The sequence below is a fragment of the Bradyrhizobium sp. CCBAU 11361 genome, assembly GCF_028128935.1.
Lineage (GTDB): Bacteria > Pseudomonadota > Alphaproteobacteria > Rhizobiales > Xanthobacteraceae > Bradyrhizobium > Bradyrhizobium niftali.
Map to the genome: position 1 here is coordinate 26,393 of NZ_LBJZ01000182.1, position 19,461 is coordinate 45,853.

18 protein-coding genes are annotated in these 19,461 nt (G+C 61.9%); all 18 read right to left on the reverse strand.

Going from position 1 to position 19,461, the window contains the following annotated elements:
- Positions 1-106: 106 nt before the first annotated feature.
- A complete protein-coding gene (gene ald, locus XI08_RS24315; protein WP_271576279.1) occupies positions 107-1,219 on the reverse strand; it encodes an alanine dehydrogenase in 1,113 nt (370 codons plus the stop codon).
- A gap of 224 nt (positions 1,220-1,443) precedes the next feature.
- The gene (locus tag XI08_RS24320) at positions 1,444-1,635 is read right to left on the reverse strand and encodes an FAD-dependent oxidoreductase (protein WP_271576280.1); all 192 of its coding nucleotides are present in this window, start codon (positions 1,633-1,635) and stop codon (positions 1,444-1,446) included.
- A gap of 23 nt (positions 1,636-1,658) precedes the next feature.
- A complete protein-coding gene (locus tag XI08_RS46060) occupies positions 1,659-1,919 on the reverse strand; it encodes a cupin domain-containing protein (protein ID WP_333928099.1) in 261 nt (86 codons plus the stop codon).
- Positions 1,888-2,268 (reverse strand): hypothetical protein, encoded by a 381-nt coding sequence (locus XI08_RS24325; RefSeq protein WP_333928101.1) that lies wholly within the window; start codon positions 2,266-2,268, stop codon positions 1,888-1,890. Before XI08_RS24325 ends, XI08_RS46060 begins: the two co-directional genes overlap by 32 nt.
- Positions 2,269-2,413: 145 nt before the next feature.
- Positions 2,414-3,736, reverse strand: coding sequence for an NAD(P)/FAD-dependent oxidoreductase (locus XI08_RS24330; protein WP_271576281.1), 1,323 nt, complete (start codon positions 3,734-3,736; stop codon positions 2,414-2,416).
- A 263-nt stretch (positions 3,737-3,999) separates the two neighbouring features.
- On the reverse strand, positions 4,000-5,463 hold the full coding sequence (locus XI08_RS24335; RefSeq protein WP_271576282.1) for an aldehyde dehydrogenase family protein: 1,464 nt from the start codon (positions 5,461-5,463) through the stop codon (positions 4,000-4,002).
- Positions 5,464-5,485: 22 nt separating this feature from the next.
- Positions 5,486-6,679 (reverse strand): alanine racemase, encoded by a 1,194-nt coding sequence (locus XI08_RS24340; RefSeq protein ID WP_271576283.1) that lies wholly within the window; start codon positions 6,677-6,679, stop codon positions 5,486-5,488.
- A gap of 12 nt (positions 6,680-6,691) precedes the next feature.
- Entirely contained in the window at positions 6,692-7,564 is an 873-nt protein-coding gene (locus XI08_RS24345) for a GNAT family N-acetyltransferase (protein WP_271576284.1), read from the reverse strand.
- 215 nt (positions 7,565-7,779) lie between these two features.
- On the reverse strand, positions 7,780-8,808 hold the full coding sequence (gene tdh, locus XI08_RS24350) for an L-threonine 3-dehydrogenase (protein ID WP_271576285.1): 1,029 nt from the start codon (positions 8,806-8,808) through the stop codon (positions 7,780-7,782).
- A gap of 19 nt (positions 8,809-8,827) precedes the next feature.
- Positions 8,828-10,030: a glycine C-acetyltransferase gene (locus XI08_RS24355; RefSeq protein ID WP_271576286.1), complete on the reverse strand. Its 1,203-nt coding sequence runs from the start codon at positions 10,028-10,030 to the stop codon at positions 8,828-8,830.
- 34 nt (positions 10,031-10,064) lie between these two features.
- On the reverse strand, positions 10,065-11,015 hold the full coding sequence (locus tag XI08_RS24360; protein ID WP_271576287.1) for a homoserine kinase: 951 nt from the start codon (positions 11,013-11,015) through the stop codon (positions 10,065-10,067).
- A 10-nt stretch (positions 11,016-11,025) separates the two neighbouring features.
- Positions 11,026-12,447: a threonine synthase gene (gene thrC, locus XI08_RS24365; RefSeq protein ID WP_271576288.1), complete on the reverse strand. Its 1,422-nt coding sequence runs from the start codon at positions 12,445-12,447 to the stop codon at positions 11,026-11,028.
- Between the two features lie 58 nt (positions 12,448-12,505).
- On the reverse strand, positions 12,506-13,816 hold the full coding sequence (locus XI08_RS24370) for an NAD(P)/FAD-dependent oxidoreductase (RefSeq protein ID WP_271576348.1): 1,311 nt from the start codon (positions 13,814-13,816) through the stop codon (positions 12,506-12,508).
- 44 nt (positions 13,817-13,860) lie between these two features.
- A complete protein-coding gene (locus XI08_RS24375) occupies positions 13,861-14,739 on the reverse strand; it encodes an ABC transporter permease (protein ID WP_271576289.1) in 879 nt (292 codons plus the stop codon).
- 38 nt (positions 14,740-14,777) lie between these two features.
- Complete coding sequence (locus tag XI08_RS24380) at positions 14,778-15,728, reverse strand: ABC transporter permease (RefSeq protein WP_271576290.1); 951 nt, start codon at positions 15,726-15,728, stop codon at positions 14,778-14,780.
- Between the two features lie 74 nt (positions 15,729-15,802).
- A complete protein-coding gene (locus tag XI08_RS24385) occupies positions 15,803-17,467 on the reverse strand; it encodes a peptide ABC transporter substrate-binding protein (protein WP_271576291.1) in 1,665 nt (554 codons plus the stop codon).
- 9 nt (positions 17,468-17,476) lie between these two features.
- Positions 17,477-19,165, reverse strand: a complete 1,689-nt coding sequence (locus tag XI08_RS24390; RefSeq protein ID WP_271576292.1) for an ABC transporter ATP-binding protein — start codon at positions 19,163-19,165, stop codon at positions 17,477-17,479.
- A gap of 156 nt (positions 19,166-19,321) precedes the next feature.
- The gene (locus tag XI08_RS24395; protein ID WP_271576293.1) at positions 19,322-19,456 is read right to left on the reverse strand and encodes a hypothetical protein; all 135 of its coding nucleotides are present in this window, start codon (positions 19,454-19,456) and stop codon (positions 19,322-19,324) included.
- Between the last annotated feature and the right edge of the window lie 5 nt (positions 19,457-19,461).

The following is a 19,461-nucleotide window of genomic DNA, read 5'->3' on the forward strand; positions in this document are numbered from 1 at the left end:
CGCACCTCGATCACACAAATCGTCTTGTCCCATAAAGAAAGAGCCACTCCGAAGGAGTGGCTCAAGTTGGGGAGGAAAGGCCCCTTAGGGACTGCTGAAATCGCTATCAGGCCGCGACCCGTTCGATCGGTGAGCATGGCAGGCCGAGGCTCTCGGCCACGGGACTTGAAGTTAGCCGTCCGCGATGGACATTAAGTCCCGCACGCAGATGGGGATCTTCGAGCACAGCTCCGAATCCTTTGTTCGCTAGGGCCAGACCAAATGGCAGCGTAGCGTTATTCAGTGCCTGGCTCGAAGTTAGCGGCACAGCACCCGGCATGTTGGCCACGCAATAGTGGATGACGCCATCCACCTCGTAAGTCGGATCGGCATGCGTGGTAGGACGCGATGTCTCGAAGCATCCGCCCTGGTCGATAGCGACGTCCACGATCACGGATCCTTTGCGCATCGCGCTCAGCATGTTGCGGCCGACGAGTTTCGGCGCGCTCGCACCCGGAATGAGCACTGCTCCAATAACGGCGTCTGCGGCAAACACCTCGTTCTCGAGGACGTCTATGGTCGAGAATCTGGTACGAACACGTCCTTTAAACAACTCATCCAGTTCACGAAGCCGTGGTATCGAGCGATCGAGAATGGTGACCTCGGCGCCCAAGCCCACCGCCATCCGGGCAGCGTGCGTGCCGACGACCCCGCCTCCGAGCACCACGACGCGCGCCGGTTGAACGCCCGGAACGCCGCCCATCAAGAGCCCTCGCCCACCCGCATGTCGCCTGAGCGCCGCAGCGGCAGCTTCGATCGCCAACCGACCCGCGACCTCGCTCATGGGCGCGAGCAACGGAAGTCCGCCTTGCGCGTCAGTCACGGTTTCGTAGGCGACCGCCGTGCATCCGGACTTCAGCAGACCTTTGGCCTGTTCCGGATCGGGTGCCAGATGGAGATAGGTGAACAGGATCTGGTTCTCTCGGAGCAGCGTCCATTCTGAAGGCTGCGGCTCCTTCACCTTGACGATCATGCCGCTCGATGCAAACACCTCGCGCGCGGAGCCTGCAATCGTTGCGCCCGCGCCGCGATAGTCCTCATCCGTCACGCCGATGCCAGCGCCCGCATTGGCCTCGACCAAGACGTCATGGCCTGCGGCCACATATTCTCGAACGGCTCCAGGTGTGAGGCCTACGCGGTATTCATGCGTCTTGATTTCCTTGGGCACACCGATCTTCACTCGCAATCTCCCCTGATAGACGACGTCTTCGCGGACGAATGGCGACATCAGCCTGGCGAACTCGATACCGACCGCAGCGTAGTCTGGATGCGACGGCATTGCGTAACTAGAATGGGGCAAAGTCCGGCATGGTATTGCATTGAAGATGCCGTGGATGAGATGATGTGCTGTCAGCGCTGACGATCACGCCCGATTTCCGGACGAGTTCGCTCCAACGTTGCAGGCTAAGCATCGCCAGTGTCAGTTCGTGAAGATCGCGGTGCTGCTTGCGGACCTACCCTACCCCAATTGCGGCTCGACTGTTCGCCCGCGACCACACCCTTCTCGATGAGAGCGACAGACCGGCCGTTTCTCGCGAGCTCATAGGCCGTGCAAGTACCGATGGTGCCGCCGCCGATGACAAACAGCGTCGACACGCGTCCGATCGCCGGTCGGCAGTCTAGCCTGGGACCTCGTAAGCCGTGCCGGTATCGACGGTCGTGCCAGGTTCGAGCAGCACGACCTCGCAGATATCGTACAGCGCGACGGGGCGATGCTCGACGCCATGCGGAACCACGATGAACTCGCCTTCCTCGATGATCTCGTCCCGATCGCGAAACTTCATCAAGAGGCGCCCCTTGTGCACCAGGAAGAGTTCGTCCTTGCTGCTATGAAAGTGCCAGGCGAATTCACCAGCGAACTTGGCGAGCTTGATGCACATCGTTGATCTGACCGGCGATCTTCGGAGACCAGGTGTCCTTGCGTCCGAACGAGTTGGTCAGGTTCTTCTTGTGGAACGGTGAGAGGTGCCGATTGAGCGCGGCCACGTCACGAATGATGGCCCAGAGCTGGCCGGCGACGTCCTTCTCCCCAGCCGGATACTTGCCTTCCAACGCGGCAGTGCCGATCGTGAAGCCGGCGGCGCCCGCTTCCTTCAGGATCGCGATCCGCTCGGCCGTAACAATCGAGCCGGCCACGTAGACAGGCTTGGAGACTGCAGCGCAGACCGCTTTGATCAGGGCCGGGACGTCTTGCTTGGACCGATAGGCGAGCAGGTCGAGACCATGCACGCCCTCACGCGCGGTCAGCGCCTTGGCGCTCTCCGCTCATGCGCCGGCGGACTTGACGGCGCGGGAACGGGGGGGCCAGCTCACCTCGACTGCCGACACCTTGACTTCGCTTGGTGCGCGTCAGGCCTGACTTCCGGCCTGATCTTCAGATGGCGGCAATGTCCAGCTTCGAGCCGTCGACCAGACGCGACAGCCGGAAGGGTGTGGGATCGACGCAAGGCGTGTCGTTTACGACGAGCTCTGCGGCCAGATAGCCGAGCCCCGGGCCCAAACCGAAGCCGTGACCCGAACAGCCCGCCGCGAGGACGAGGCCTTCCACCCCGTCCACCTGCGACACCACGGGCACTGCGTCCGGCGTGCAATCGACGAAGCCGCCCCAGGCGCTATCAATCTCTATTTCGCCGAGTTGGGGGAAGGTTTTCCGGACACTCTCCACCACTTGGCTCACCAGCCATTTCAAGGGCGGGGGATCCAGGACGCGATTCTGTTCGAAGATCCGATCGTCGTTGGTCAGCAGCGCGGGCATTGAATCCGGCCCCGAAACGAACGATCGGCCGACGCCGAGCCTGACGTTCTTCAGGCGACGCAAGAACTGCGGCATGAATTCCCGGCTATACCGGATAGCCTGGGGCGTGATTTCAAGGTTCGCCTTGCCGCTGATCGCAAGCGTATAGCTGCCGTCCAGTCGGCGCGTGATCGTGCAGTAGGGTGTGGAGACCGCCTCGCCTATGTTGATTGTCGGGGTGGAACGCAGCGCTGTCTGCCGGATGCTCGCTTGGGGGAAACTGATCCCGAGCGGCCGAAGGAAGCGCGAGGACCAGGCGCCGGCGGCGCACAGCACCGCGCTGGTTCTGATGTAGCCCTTCTCCGTGTGCACGCCCGCAATCTTGCCATTGGCCAAATCGAGCGCCCGCGCGGCGCATCCCTGGTGGATCGTGGCGCCCAGAACTCTGGCCCCATCGGCGATAGCCGGCGCGGCGAGCGCAGGTTCGGCCTTGCCGTCCCGGTCCGAATAGGTCCCGCCGACCCATTTGTCGCGCGCTTCGGGGACGCGCTCGGCCACCTCCGCCCGGCTCAGCACGCGGGTGTCGACGTCATACTCCCTGGCGACCTCGCGCCACTTTTCCCAGCCCGCGAGCACAACCTCGTCGTGGGTCGCATAGACGAGACCGCAGCGTCGAAATCCGAGGTCCCGATTGATATCGCGCGTGAGCTCGTCCCACAGCCGCATGGACAGCACCGAGAGCGGCAGTTCGCGCCGGTCGCGGTTCTGCTGGCGGCACCAACCCCAGTTTCGGCTCGATTGTTCACAGGCGACGTGGCCCTTCTCGAGGAGCGCCACGGAGAGGCCGCGCTTCGCGAGATAATAGGCGGCCGTAGAGCCGAGGATGCCGCCGCCGACGATAACAACGTCGGCCTCGGCCGGGAGACGCTCATCGCTGTGAATGCGCTCGACGTGGGGCGACATGTTCGCGAACCTCGGCTGCCAAGAATGCGGAAGCAAAGTTCCGATCAGCCCTTCATCGCATCGTGCGCTCGAAAGAATGTGCCGAAATCATCCAGGACTGCGCAAGATGTTCGGGTTTTTGGCCGCTTGATCGACACGAGCTGCTCAAGCCCGAGCGAGTCCAGTCGGTGGAGGGCGGCGCGACCTGGTCGTCCGTTGGATCGCACTTGTGGCCCTCGGAAATTCCCCGATCTGAATCGATCGCTCCGGTAGACCGTTGACCTTCATCGGTAAAATCCGAGGACGGCCTTGGTCTCCAGATACTCCTCCATGCCCTCGAGGCCGTATTCGCGACCGTTGCCGGAGCGCTTGTATCCGCCAAAGGGAGCGTTGGCGTCCCAGTCGGGATAGTTGAGATGGACTTGACCTGACTGGATCTGCCCGGCGACGGTCCGCACCCTCCCCATATCAGTACCCTGCACATGGGCTCCGAGCCCGTAGACGGTGTCATTGGCGATCGCGATCGCCTCGTCCACGGTGTCGTAGGGAACGATTGACAGCACCGGGCCGAAAATCTCCTCCTGCGCGATCTTCATGTCGCGACGGACGTTCGAGAAGATGGTCGGACGCGCATAGAAGCCAATCTGAAGGTCGTCGGGCCGCCCCGGCCCGCCGATGACGAGCTTGGCGCCTTCCTTCAGACCGACACTGATCATGGTCTGCACGCGCTCGAACTGCGGTCGGTTAGCGATTGGACCATGGGTCGTGCTTTCCGCAAGGGGATCGCCGACCACCAATTCAGAAGCGGCCGCCGCCGCCAGGATCTCGACCTCCTCCATCTGTGAGCGGGACACAAGCATGCGCGTCGGTGCGCTGCAGGATTGGCCGAGATTGCGGAAGGCTGCACCGACGCCGAGCGGGACAGCGCGACTCAGATCGGCATCCGGCAAAATAATGTTCGGCGACTTGCCGCCGAGCTCCTGGGCGACGCGCTTGACGGTGGGCGCCGCGGCCTGCGCGACGAGAACGCCGGCTCGGGTCGAGCCGGTGATCGAGATCATGTCCACCTGCGGATGCGACGCAAGACGAGCGCCCACGATCGGACCTGTTCCATTGACGAGGTTGAAGACGCCGCGCGGACAACCGGCATCGTCCATGACCTGAGCGAATAGCAAGGCGCTCAGCGGCGATAATTCGCTCGGCTTCAATACCACCGTGCAACCGGCCGCGAGCGCGGGGCCGACCTTGGCGGTGATTTGGTAGAGAGGCCAGTTCCAGGGGGTGATGAGCCCGCAGACCCCAATCGCCTCTCGCATGATCGCGGTGCTGCCGCGTGGGATGACGAACGGATAGTTCGCGAGATTGTCGCGTGCGACACGGATATGTTCGGCGGCCAGCGGCACCTGGGCTCGGCGCGCATAGGTGATGGCAGCTCCCATCTCGCACGTGAGGACCTGCGCGAACAACTCCAGGCGCTGGAGGAGCAAACCATGAACCCGGTCGAGCAGCACCGCTCTGTCAGCAGGCGGTGTCATGGACCAGCCGGCGAAGGCTCGTCTGGCAGCTGCTATCGCGCAGTCCACATCATCGTCATCGCCGAGCGTAACCTCTGCGATCGGCTGCTCCGTCGCCGGATTGACGACGGTTGCCGCTGCCACGACTGATCCGATCGGCTTCCGCCATTCTCCGTCGATGTAGAATTTTCCGAGGAAGCCGGCTTCTGTCAGGTGTCGAAGGGGCGAGGTCATTGGAAGCGATCCTTTCAACGGCCTACCAGCCGCGCATCCGGGGCCATCGTGCTTCGATCGCGTCGCTGCCGGCGGAGATGACGTTGTACAATTCGTGTTGCGACGCCGTCGCACAGGCGTGATTGGGGAGAATCCTGACCTTCGCGCCGATCGAAAGGTCGGGCAAAGCCTGCGCCGAGCCGGGCCTGATGGCGAGGATGCCGTGCTCCTGGCTCGCTTGCGAAACGATCAGGTTGGGATAGATCTTGCCGGCCACATCGCAGACCAGACCGTATCCCTGGTCGACCCGCTGCGTCGCGGTGCCGCGGTCGCGCGACAGCGCCATCCAACCTGCATCGACCAAAATCCAACTCTTCTCGGGCTTCTTGCCGATCACGGTGGCAAGCACCGAGATCGCGATGTCGTCGGTGGTGCAGACACCGACACCGTGCATCACCAGATCAAAGAACATGTAGACGCCGGCCCGCATTTCCGTGACGCCGGTCAGGTCTTCGGCAAAATGGGCGGTCGGCGTCGAGCCGACGCTGACGACAGGGCACTCATGCCCCGCCGCGCGCAACCTCGCCGCCGCAGCGACGGCCACGGCCCTTTCGTTCTCCGCAGCCGCCTCGAGGGTTTCAGGCGCGCAGAGACCGTAGGATTCGCCGGCATGGGTGAGAATGCCCGCGATCTTGACGCCGGCCTCGGCAACGGCGGCCGCGACGGCGATGAGCTTGGAATCCTCAGCGGTCAGCCCGCCACGGTGACCATCGCAGTCGATTTCGATGAAAGCAGACGGCGCCACGCCGGCGGCACGAGCGGCCGCGCCGAGGATGATCGCCTGCTCCCGCGAATCGAGCAGCACCTTGAGGTCGACGCCTGCTTTCCGCAGACGCATCGCTCTTTCAGCTGTGTGGGGCGCCAGACCCACGGCATAGGTGATGTCCCGGAATCCATGCTGCGCGAAGTACTCCGCCTCCGCCAAGGTTGAGACAGTGATTGGTCCCGCCCCCGATGGATAGATGCGTTGGGCGACGTCAATGGATTTCGCCGTCTTCATATGGGGACGCAGCACGACGCCGTGCCGGCCCATAAGAGAGGACAGGCGCGCGAGATTGCGATCCAGCCGGTCCTTGTCGAGGAGGAGCGCCGGTGTTGCCAGCGCGCCAATCGTTGCGGCGGGCTCGCCCGGACCGACATTTGGGATATCCGCCCTGTCCATCTCCACGCGCAGCATCCCGATGTCTCCTTAGCCGAATGACTGGTTGGCGAGCCCGAACATGCGGGCCGGTCCGGTCCATGGAGCCGGCGTCCCCAGCACCATGGTGGTGGCATCACTGACCTGCTGCAGGCCGATGCTTTCGAGCCATTCCCCGAGTTGCGAGGAGGCAGGAGTATCGATCCGGACGAAGACAGGCCCGAGCCGCGCGATCGCGAATTCGATCAGCGCGCGTGCATCGGTCGGGCTCTCGGCCACCACGGGGCCGATGACATACCCGCGGCCGAAGAGCCGAGAGATGGCGTAGCCGCAAAGTATGCCGTCACGCAGCAGGACATAACCGTCACCGCTATCGAACAGCCCATTTAGCAACTGCCGCCGCTCCAACCCGGTAGCAGTGCGATCGAGCCGCGCGATCGCTTCGAACTCCGATGCGGCCATTGGCCGGAGCAGGCCTGATCGCGGCATCTCGTGGCTTTCACGTGGTATTCCCTGATGCTGATGGATGACCCCGGTCGGCAGAAAGCCGCGGCGACGATACAGCGTGATGCCTTCGGCCGTCGAATTCAGTGCGATGGTCCGCCGATGGGCCGACGCCAGCAACGCGTCCATCAGCCGCGCCCCATAGCCACGGCCCTGAGCGGCCTTCGCGACGATGATCATGCCGGCGGAAGCATGAGTCTCGCCGTACGGCCACCAGGCCGCGGTCCCGAGTACCGTCCCAGCGCGCTCCAGAACAAAGCCATGACCCAGCTGCAGCGCAACATCCCAATCCTCGATGCGGTAGGGCCAGGACATCTCTTGCGAGAGCTTCAGGGCGCCTTCCAGATGCGATCTGGCGAAGGGAAGCAGGACCACATCCTCATTGTCGCGATGCCCGACTGGATAAGCTGCGGCTGTCATGATCGGTCGACGTCTCTTGCTCGGGTTGCCGGCCTAATCGCCAGCGCCTGACAGCGTGAGGCCATCTCATGAGCCCCGCGCAGTTCGCAGCGTAACTTGGGTCCGACAGCATTACGCAATCGGACTGGCGCAAAGTTCGGCATAGAATTTCATTGATGATACGGCAGCAGGATCAATCTGCTGTCCCGCGGCAGGCGCACTCTCGAAGGGCGTATTCACGCCTTCCAGTCCAGGACGATCTTGCCGCAGTTGCCAGTGCACATGATCTCAAATCCGGCCTTGAAGTCTGTCACCGGCAGGCGGTGCGTTATGATTTTCCGGATGTCGAGACCGCTTTCGAGCATCGCGAGCATCTTGTGCCAGGTCTCAAACATCTCCCGCCCGTAGATTCCCTTGACGGTGAGCATCTTGAAGACAAGCTTGGTCCAGTCGACAGTCGCGGGCCGAGCAGGGATACCAAGCATGGCGATCTTGCCGCCCATCACCAGATTTTCGACCATTTGGTCGAACGCGGCCGGCGCACCGCTCATCTCCAGCCCGACGTCGAACCCTTCCTTCATGCCGAGACGCTGCGTCACGGACCGAAGATCTTCCTTGCTCACATCGACGGGAACGACGTCAGCGACATCAGATGCCAATGCCAAACGATGCGGATTGACGTCGGTAATCACGACGTGCCGCGCACCGACATGCCTGGCAACGGCGGCGCTCATGATGCCAATTGGGCCTGCTCCGGTGATCAGCACATCTTCGCCGACGAGGTCGAACGACAACGCGGTGTGGACGGCGTTGCCGAGCGGATCGAGGATGGCCCCGATCTCGTCATCGATCGCGTCCGGGAGCGGCACGACATTGAAGGCGGGCAAACGCAGATATTCGGCAAAAGCTCCGGGAATATTGACACCGATCCCCTTGGTTTCAGGATCCAGGTGAAACCGCCCTCCCCGCGCAGCGCGGCTGCTCATGCCGACAACATGGCCCTCACCCGAAACCCGCTGACCAATCGCGAACTTCGTGACGTTCGCGCCCACCTCGGCGATCTCGCCTGCATACTCATGGCCGACGACCATCGGGACAGGGACGGTCCGCTGCGCCCACTCGTCCCAGGCGTAGATATGGATATCCGTGCCGCAGATCCCGGTCTTGTTGACCTTGATGAGAACGTCATCCGCTCCGATCTGCGGGATCCCCCGTTCGTCGAGCCAGAGCCCCGGTTCGGCGGCTGCTTTGACAAGAGCTTTCATGAGAGCACCTTTGTAATCATCAAATCACGCCAAGCGCTTTGCCGGCGTCGGTGAAAGCGTCGACGCCAAGTTCAACGTCCTTTTCCGTCAGGGCGGCGGACATCTGTGTCCTGATCCGCGCCTTTCCTTTGGGGACGACGGGATAGAAGAACGCGGCGACGTAGATGCCGCGTTCATCCAGCGCGGCTGCCATATCCTGCGCCAGGCGCGCGTCCTGCAGCATGACTGGAATGATTGGCGTCTCTCCCGCGAGCAGTTCGAATCCGGCCTTCTCCAGGCCCGACCGAAAGCGCCGCGTATGCGCAGCAAGAAGCTGCCGCCGGTCGTCGGCTGTTTCCGCGATCTGGATCGCCTTGATCGATCCCGCCGCCACTGCCGGAGCGAGGCTATTAGAGAAGAGATATGGACGCGCTCGCTGTCGAAGCAGATCGATGATGGGTTGCGACGCCGCAACAAAGCCGCCCATCGCGCCACCCAGGCTCTTGCCGAGCGTTCCCGTGACGATATCGACCTGCCGGCTTGTGCCTGTCAGCGTCGGCGTGCCGCGGCCGGCTTCGCCGAGATGACCGGTGGCATGGCAGTCATCAACCATGACGATGGCGCCGTACCTCTCGGCCAAGGCGCAGATCGCGGGGAGCTTAGCCAAATATCCGTCCATCGAGAACACGCCGTCCGTGGCGATCAATTTGAACCGGGCTCCGTCCGTGTCTGCCTCCTTGAGCCGATCCTCGAGCTCGTTTATGTCGCCGTTGGCAAAGCGGTAGCGCCTCGCCTTGCAAAGACGCACGCCGTCGATAATGGAAGCGTGATTGAGAGAATCAGAAATGATGGCGTCATCGGCCTCCAGAAGCGGCTCGAAGACCCCGCCATTGGCGTCGAAGCAGGCCGCGAACAGGATGGCGTCATCCTTGTCCAGATAGCGAGCGATCATGCGCTCGAGTTCGCGGTGCAGGCTTTGCGTACCGCAGATGAAGCGCACGGATGCCATGCCAAACCCGAACTCATCCAGTCCTCGCTTTGCGGCTGCGATGATTTCGGGATGATCGGCGAGACCCAGATAGTTGTTGGCGCAGAGATTGACGAACTCGAGCTCGGAGGACTGCGAAACGACGCGGATCCGGCCGGCCTGGGCGCTCGTGATGACCCGCTCGCACTTGTAGAGGCCCTCCGCCTGGATCTGCGAAAGAAGCTCGCGAACCCGGTGTTCTAGGGTCGGCGCCATCGTATCCCCATCCTCGCTGCCGCAAATTGAACGATCATGATAATGCGAACTCTCCCCGGAGCATGAGCAAGATGCGCTCGAAGTGGCTGGGATCATGTGGCTTGAGGAGCGCAGCCCGCCGCGGCTGATGCACATCCCAGAGGCGCGACAGCCAAAACCGGAATACCGCAGCGCGTTGCATGGCAGGAAGCAGCCTGTGTTCGGAGGAAGTCAGCGGCCGGGCGCTCTCATAAGCACCCAGGAAAGCGGCGGCTCGCTCGACATTGTGGCGGCGGGTGAGGCCATCGACGCACCAATCGTTGAGGCAAACCGCTATATCGAACAGAAACGTGTCGCATCCGGCGAAATAGAAATCAATGACGCCGGACAGGCGTTCCCTCTCGAACAACACGTTGTCGCGGAACAGATCGGCGTGGATCGGCCCCCTGGGGAGTTGCCCGTAGTCCGAGGACAAAGCGAGCTCGTTCTGAAAGGTCAATTCAGTCGAGAGCAGCAAGCGCTGTCCGGCGGATACGCAGCGGCCGAGCACCGACACGACTTCGTTCCACCATTGAAGGCCGCGCGGATTTGACTGTTGTCGTGGGTAATCGTTCCCGGCCAGGTGCAGGCGCGTCAGGAACTCTCCGACGGAACTGCAATGGGCCGCCGTAGGTTCTGCCTCACTTGCACCAGGAAGCCTGTTGACGACCACCGCGGGCCGCTCCTTCAGAGAGTGAAGGATCACGCCATGTGCGTCAGCAACCGGATCCGGCACGGGCATGCCGCGCACCGCAAGATGCTTCATGAAGTGCAGGTAAAACGGCAGCTGCTCGAATGTGAGGCGCTCGAACAAGGTGAGCACATACCTTGCGCCATCCGTATCGACGAAATAATTCGTATTCTCAATTCCGCTGGTGACGCCGCGAACGGAACGAGGCGCGCCAAGACCCAGTACTCGAAAGAACGCGGCGACCTCGTCGAATGACAATTCGGTAAAAACGGCCATGTTCGTCCGCTCAGCTGGCCTGCACAATGTGCGCGATGTAGTTCTTGACCGCCTGTGCATCCGCAGGAAGGGCCTTGACCCGTTTCGGCAAGTCTTCGATGCCGTCGAAACGCGCTGGACGATCCGGCTCGCGGCCCAACGCTTCCCTGATCGTCGCAGCGAATTTGATCGGCAGTGCAGTTTCGAGCACGATCATCGGCTCCTCCGGGGAGCCGTGCATATGCGCGACCGTCACACCATCGGCAGTGTGCGGGTCGATCATGGTGTCATAGCGCTCCCAGGTGTCACGGATCGTCGCCAGCCGATCGGCATGGGTGCTTCTGCCGCTGCGGAAGCCGAAACGTGCCGCCGCATCGGCGAAGCAGGGATCTCCGCTTAGATCGAAAGCCCCTCGTTCCCTGAGTTGATCCTCAAACAGTAATTTGGTCCGACCAGCGTCGCGACCGAGCAGGTCGCACACGAAACGCTCGAGATTGGAGGCCTTGGAAATGTCCATGGAGGGGCTCGATGTTTCAAGCGTGTGGGTCCGGCTTCGCACGCGATAGATGCCGGTGCGGAAAAACTCGTCGAGCACGTCGTTCTCGTTGGTCGCAAGGACGAGGCGGGATATCGGTAATCCCATCATCCGCGCGACGTGACCGGCGCAGATGTTCCCGAAGTTTCCTGATGGCACGGTAAAGCTTGCACCTGCCGACCGCCGCTCGGTCGCCTTTAGATACCCATAAAAGTAATAGACGACCTGCGCCAGCAGCCTCGCCCAATTGATCGAATTCACCGCACCGATCTTGTATCGCTGCTTGAATTCCAGATCGCTGGATACACGTTTGACGATGTCCTGGCAGTCATCGAACACGCCATCGATGGTGATGTTATGAATGTTGTTGTCCTGGAGGCTGAACATCTGAGCTTGCTGAAAGGCGCTCATCCGCCCGCTGGGCGACAGCATGAAGACGCGCACCCCCTTCTTGCCACACATGGCGTATTCTGCAGCGCTGCCGGTGTCGCCACTGGTCGCGCCCAGAATGTTCAACTCCTCATGCCGGCGCGCCAGTTCGTACTCGAGCAGATTGCCGAGCAACTGCATGGCCATGTCCTTGAACGCCAGCGTCGGACCGTTCGACAAGCCCTGGAGATAGAGCCCCGCCTCCAGCTTTCGAAGCGGCGCGATTTCAGGGCTCCCGAAGATCTCAGGCGTATAGGTCTTGTCACAGATTGCCCTCAGGTCGACAGACGGAATATCGCCGACGTAGAGCGACAGCACTTCAAAAGCCAGCCTGGGGTAAGACATGCCACGCCACGCATCCAGCGTCGCGTCGTCCACACGAGGGTAGGTCTCGGGCACGTACAGCCCGCCATCCGGGGCAAGGCCTTCAAGCAATGTCTCGCAGAATTGCTCTCTTCCTGAATGGCCGCGCGTGGAGACGTAGTGCATCGATATACTTCTTTCGAGAGGCGGCCGTGCCGCAGGTTGGGCGCTGTGCTGCAGGTCTTCAGCGGCTGGCGCGCCACAGCGCGATCCGGTCCCGCATCCGGTAGCCCTGAATGAAGGCGGGCATGAACCAGGGATTGCCTCGATAGAACGGGATGAAGGCCGGAGGGCGGAAGTCAAAGGCCGTGCGTGCCCGCGCCTCATGCCCCATGAGCTTGTGGGCTGCATGCATACCGACCCACGGCGCCCAGACCACGCCCGAGCCGCAAAAGCCGGTGGCGTAGACGATGCCATCCTTCTCGAAGATGCGGGGAATCATGTCGCGGTTCATCGCCACGTTGCCGAACCAGCTGTGCGAGAGGCGAACGCTCTCCAGCTCCGGAAACAGATTGACCAGGCCCTTGCGAAGAAGCAGCTTCGGAGCGGTTGGATCGCCGACGCGGGAGCTGTCGCGGCCGCCGAGCAGAATGCATTTCCCGTCGGGTGAGGGTCGGTAATAGAAGCCGACCTCCCGATTCTCGGTGATCATCATTCGTTTCGGCATCAGCCGCGTCATGACGTCTGGCGCGAGTTGCTCTGTTGCAATGATCCGGCTGCGGACCGGCACCAACCTGCGACGCAGGAAGGGCACGGCACCATCGGTGTAACTGTTCGTGCAGACCAGGACCTGACGTGCCTGCACCGGACCGGCCGAAGTGACGACGCGGAATCCTGAGCCATCCCTCTCGATCGAAATGACCGATGTTCGTCCGTGGACAGTCAATCCCGATGCAAGCGCCACGCGTAGTAGTTCAGCGTGAAACTTCGCCGGGTGCAGCCCGCCGATGTCCATCCGAATCGTGCCGCCACGATAGACATCGGTCCCGATGTACTTTCGCTGCTCGGCATAGGGAACAGCGTAAGCCTCGATCCCCAGCCGCTTCGCGAACCTCTCCGCAGTCCGCGCCATGGATTCGTATTGTTCATAGCCGAATGCGCCTTTGAACTGTCCCACCGGCTGGAAGTCGCAAGCAAGCCCTTCCGTCTTGATGAAGTCGTACAGGAATTCGCGTGCGCTCTTGCCTTCGGCCTCGATCGCCAGCACCCTCTCTTCCCCGAACCGCCGCATGAGCGTCGCGAAATCCGGCCGAATGGTCCCGCTGGTGATCCCGCCGTTGCGCGTAGAAGCTCCCTCCCCCGGATCCATGGCATCGAACGCCGCAACGGAGCGTCCTTCGCGCGCTAGCACCAGACCGGCTGAGAGTCCGGCATAGCCGGCGCCGACGATCAGCACGTCGAGCTTCTTGGGCAGTGGCTGTTGAGGCAGCGGCTTGAGCGGTGAGGCTTCCCACCAGTAGGGCGTCGCCTTCTCGTCAACTCTCGGCGCGTGCATGGCGTTTGCTTCTCGTATGTTCAGCCGCGGCTCGGCCCGACGTATCAAATGTGGTCGTCTCGAACGTCGAGGGCATCTCGCAGCCCGTCGCCGATGAAGTTGAAGCTCGTCACCGCAATTGTGATTGCGGCACCGGGAATGATGGCGAGCCATGGAGCGCTCGCCAGATATTGCTGAGCGCCGTTGAGCATGTTGCCCCAGCTCGGCAGTGGCGGCTGGATGCCGTAGCCGAGGAAGCTGATATAGGCTTCCAGAAGGATCGCGCGGGCGACCGCCAGGCTTGCGGCGACGATGATTGGACCCATTGCATTGGGCAAGATCTCGCGGAACATGATGTGCCGCCTGCTAAGTCCTACCATGCGTGCAGCCTGGACAAATTCGCGCTCGCGCAGCGAGCGGACTTCGGCCTCGACAATCCTGGCAGTCTCCATCCAGCTCGTGACGGCAATGATGACGGTGATCATGACGGGACTCGGCCGCAGCGTCGCGGCCAGCGCCAGGACGAGGAAGATCGAGGGATAGGACAGGAAGCCGTCCACGGTGCGCATCAGCGCCGCCCCGACCCAGCCGCCGCGATAGCCCGCTGTGACGCCGACCAGGGTGCCGATCAGCGTTGACAGCAACATCGCGGAGAATCCCACCAGCAGCGAGATGCGCCCGGCCATCAAGAGCCGTGCGGCCAAGTCACGTCCCAAGGGGTCGGTGCCGAAGTAGTGCTGACCGCTGAGAGGTGGAGCAAAGCGGGCGCGCAGATCAATATGGAGCGAGTCGTACGGCAAGGCATAGGGGCCTATGACGCACGCCAGCGCGAGCAGGCTGATCATCGCGATCCCAGCGAGCGCCAGATGATGGCGCATGAAGCGGTATGCCGCACGACTGTGCCACCAGCGAGTCGGAGTAGCGTGCGCGGCGATGACGGTCATTTCTGCTGCTTCCTGTTATCAGGCACGAGTCCGCGGGCTCAGCCCAGGCGAATGCGCGGGTCGACGGTGGCGATGACGATGTCTGCGATCAGATTGCCCAACACGACCAGGATGGCTGAGAATATCAGCAGCCCCATCACGACGGGATAGTCGCTGTAACCGAGACTGTCGAGAAACAGCCGACCCATTCCGGGCCAGGTAAACACCGTCTCTGTGACCAATGCGCCGGTCAGAATGCTGGGCAGCTGCATCCCTGCGAGCGTGATCATCGGCAGCAATGCATTGCCGACGACATGCTTCAGCAGGATGCGGCGTTCGCTGACACCCTTGGCGCGCGCCGTCTTGACGAAATCCTGACTCAATGCATCGAGTGTCGCCGTGCGCATGTAGCGGCTCCAGATCGCGACGTGAACAAGCGACAGCACCAAGCTCGGCAAAATCAGGTGATGCAGATAGTCCAGCACCGAACCGTCGCCGATCGTGTACATGTTACCTGCAGGAACCCACCCGAGCTTCAGGGTGAAGATGTAGATGCCGATGAGGCCGAACCAGAAAGTCGGGACCGACAGGGCGACCATGGCGCCGACGGTCGCGCAGTAATCAAACAGGGAATAGCGGTGGGTGGCGCCGCGGATTCCGATCCAGGCGCCGACCGCGATCGCAAATGCGGTGGACGTACCCATAAGCAGGAGCGTCGCCAGCAAGTGTCGACCAATCACCGCCAGTACCGAAGAGCCATCGCGGAACGAGTGTCCCCAATCGCCCTGGAGCAGCCGCCAGGCCCAATCGAGATACTGTATCCATAGCGGCCGGTTCAACCCAAGCTGCGTTGCCAGTCGCTCCACATCCTTCTGGGTCATGCCCGGATCGAGTCCGAACTGCGCGAGAGGACCGCCCGGCATGAGGTTGAGAACCGTGAAGCCGATGATCGAGACGATCACCAGCAGCACGATGGTCTGCGAGAGACGATTGAGCAGGAACCCGGACATTCGAGGCACCATGTTGGCGTTGCAGCGTCACTCTAGCGCCGACCTCGGCCACAGCGGCCTCGGCCGGCAGCACATCAGCTCGCCCAATACCAGGCCAGCGCGTTCCAGGATTCCGTGCGCGTATTGCCGTTCGGCACGAAACCGTTGATCCCCTTCTTGAGGCCCTCGACCGCATTGCTCTGGTACAATGGAAGGAAGGGTAGGTCGCGACGGACGACTTCCTGGACGCGAGAGTAGATCGCGCGCCGGGCTTCAGGATCGAAAGTGCGCGCGCCCTTGTCGAGCAGGGCATCGACTTCCGGATTTGTATACTGTGCATTGTTCGAGCCGCGACCGCCTTTCACTGCGATCGAACGCGAGTGCAGGCGATTGGTGACGTCCGGGTCGGCGCCGATCAGATACGAGCTGCCGACGATCACGGAATCGAATTGCGATTGCGTCCAGAACTCGCCCCACATCACGGCAGCGGGCAGGTTCGATATCTTCATCTCGACGCCGAGCTGCGCAAAGCTCTGCTGCAGGAACTGCTGCACCTGTTCGCGCAGGGGATCGCCGGACGTGGTCGAATTGGTAAAGGACAGGCGAACGCCGTTCTTGGCACGAATGCCGTCCGCGCCCTTTGCCCAGCCGGCCTGATCGAGGAGCTTGCCCGCGCGATTCACGTCAAATTGGTGCAGGGGCAGATTGGCGTTGAAGAAGAAGGACTGCCGCGGCATGAAAGTCTCTGTCGGCGTCGGCACTCCATAATAGAGCCCCTGAATGATCGCCTCCTTATCGATCGCGGCGTAGAGCGCCTCGCGAACGGCAAGCTCCTTGAACTGCGGCCGCTCGAGGTTCAGGTAGAAGGATTCGAATGAGGTCCTTGGGACGAGGGTCACGACGCGGTTCGGCAGCGTCTTGGCTTCCCCGTAGTGGTCAGGGGTGATGTAGGGCTGACCCACCAGATCAACGTCGCCGCTCTTGAATTGGGTGTAGAGGACGGTGAGATCGGGAATGTATTTGAAGACCAGCCTCTCGATGTGAGGACCTTCACCGAAATAGTCGGGGTTAGCCACAAGCTCGAGATGATCGCCGGCGACCCGCTGGCCCCATTTGAACGGACCGGTGCCGACCGGCGCTTGGTTGAAGGCCGCGTTGTTCGGATTGGCCTCTTTTTCGAGAATGTGCTTGGGCACGATGAAAGTTTCGGTCAGGAAGGACAAATAGGGCGCAAAGGGCTCTTCCATTCGCCATGAGATCTCCGTCGGTGAGATCACGGTGATATCGCGCACGAGAGCATGTCCGGCCGTGCGCCAACTCCGGAAATTTGGATTCGCGATCAGTTCGAGCGTGAACTTCACGTCCTCGGCGCTGAAAGGCGTGCCGTCGTGCCAGCGAACGTCGTCACGCAGGCGGATGCGCCACTTGAGGCCGTCCTCCGAAATTCCGCCATTCTTCTGGTCTGGCACTTCCACCGCAAGGTTGGGCTGAATGACGCCTTGAGGATCGATGCGGAAGAGCGCATCGAAGACCGAGAAGTGCACGCCATCATCGACTTCGATGTGGACCATCAGCGGATTGAAGACGGTCGGCTCTTGTCCGAGCCCGACGATCACGCGGCCGGTTGGTTTCGCTGGAGAGGTGCGCGCGAGGGCAGGTTGGCCCAGCAAATTTGATCCGGCGAGGCCAGCCGCCCCGGCGATCATCAACTGGAGTGCGCTACGTCGCGAATAGATCGATGCAGTCTTTGCTTCAGTCATGACCCCTCCTCATTTGTGGCTATGTCCGGCCGATGTCGATTGGCTTCCAATGGCGCGGGCGTTGCTTTGCTGCTCGCCGGGGATGGCAGCGACCAATTCCCGTGTGTAGGCGGATGTCGGGTTCAGGAAGATCTGCGATGGCGGCCCGTGCTCGACGATCTGCCCTCGATGCATGACCGCAATTTCATCGCAGATCTGGCTGGCCACGCGCAGATCGTGCGTGATGAAAATCATCGATACGCCGGTCTCTCGCTGAATCTGGTCCAACAGCTTCAAAATCTGCGCCTGGATCGATACGTCGAGCGCTGAAACGGCCTCGTCAGCGATCAGCAGCTTCGGCTTGAACATCAGCGCCCGAGCGATTCCAATGCGCTGACGTTGACCACCCGAGAACTCGTGGGGATAACGATCGAAGGTTCCCGCATCCAGGCCGACATGGGCCAGGAGCTCTCGTGCCTGCTCACATGCGTCCTTGTGTGGAAGTCCATGCGCGATCGGACCAACCGTCAGTATTTGCCCGACCGTTGATCGCGGATTGAGCGAGGCAAATGGATCCTGGAAAATCATCTGGATCTTTGGCCGAAGCGGCCGAAACTCGGCTTCGGATAGCCGGGCAACGTCGCCTCCCTCGAACAGGATAGAGCCGCTGTCGCTGTCGAGGAGCTTGATCAACAATCGCCCGAGCGAGGATTTGCCGGAGCCGCTTTCTCCAACCACGCCCAGGGTACGTCCCGGCGAAAGGTCGAACGACACGCCGTTAACCGCGGGCACGATCCGCTGCTTGCCGAACAGCGCACTGCCGCTGCGGTAGGTCTTGACCAGACATTCGACCTTCAGGATGGAAGACGAGGCCGCAGCTTGCGCCGGGACGCGGTCCTTTCCCGTCAGATGCGGCACGGCCGCGATCAGACGGCGCGTGTAGAGATGGCTCGGGGACTCCAGCACCTGCTCGGCGCTCCCCTGCTCCACGCAGTGACCCTTCTCCATCACCACAACGGAATCGGCAATCTCAGCCACAACTCCGAAGTCATGGGTAATGAACATCACGCTCATTCCCTTGCGGCGTTGAATGTCGCGGATCAGTTGCAGAATCTGCGCTTGTGTCGTCACGTCGAGTGCGGTGGTCGGCTCGTCCGCTATCAGGATCGCAGGCTCGAGAACCAGAGCCATGGCGATCATCACCCGCTGTCGCTGCCCGCCCGAGAGCCGGAACGGATACTGATGATACATCAGCGGCGGATCCGGCAGGCCCACCTCCGTCAGCAATTCTATGGCGCGGCTACGGCGAGATTTCGGCGTTCCCTCACCGTGCGCCGCCATCACTTCCTCGATCTGCGCGCCCACTGTCATCAGCGGATTGAGCGCGGACAGCGGGTCTTGGAAGATCATCGAGACGACACGGCCACGGAGGTCGCGCAGACTCTCCGGCGAGAGGCCGACGAGGTCCATGCCTTCCAGACGGATTTCTCCCGAAGACACGCGGATCGACTTGGGCAAGAGCCCCATGATCGCATTGGCCGTGACAGATTTGCCAGAACCGGATTCTCCTATGATGCAGAGAATCTGTCCGCGCTTCAGTTCAAAGGAGACGTTCTCGACCGCGTGCGCCCGCTCCATGCCCGCCGGCAAGCTCACGGTCAGGTCACGGACCGCGAGTGCCACATCTTGCGAGGCCAAAGGTTGCGGGGCAGAGGTCATCTGAACATTCTCCCCTTTCAAGCGCGTCCCATGATCCCGTTGCGGATCGGCCCTTCGGCCTCTTTTACCGCCGCTACGCTCGGACAGGTCAACAACTCGTCGCTCATTCTGCCATTCTCCGCGCGGTGGATACGACATGATTCAGAGGTGGCTGCTCTACAGCCAAAGGCGTCGCTGAGCGCGGGCGATCAGTCGAATGGAGCGCTCGAACAATGAACCGAGGTCCGAGAGGCTGCCATAGGCGCCCAGCTCGATCGCTTCGGCAAAGGTCTCCTCCCTGACAAGGCCCATCGCGC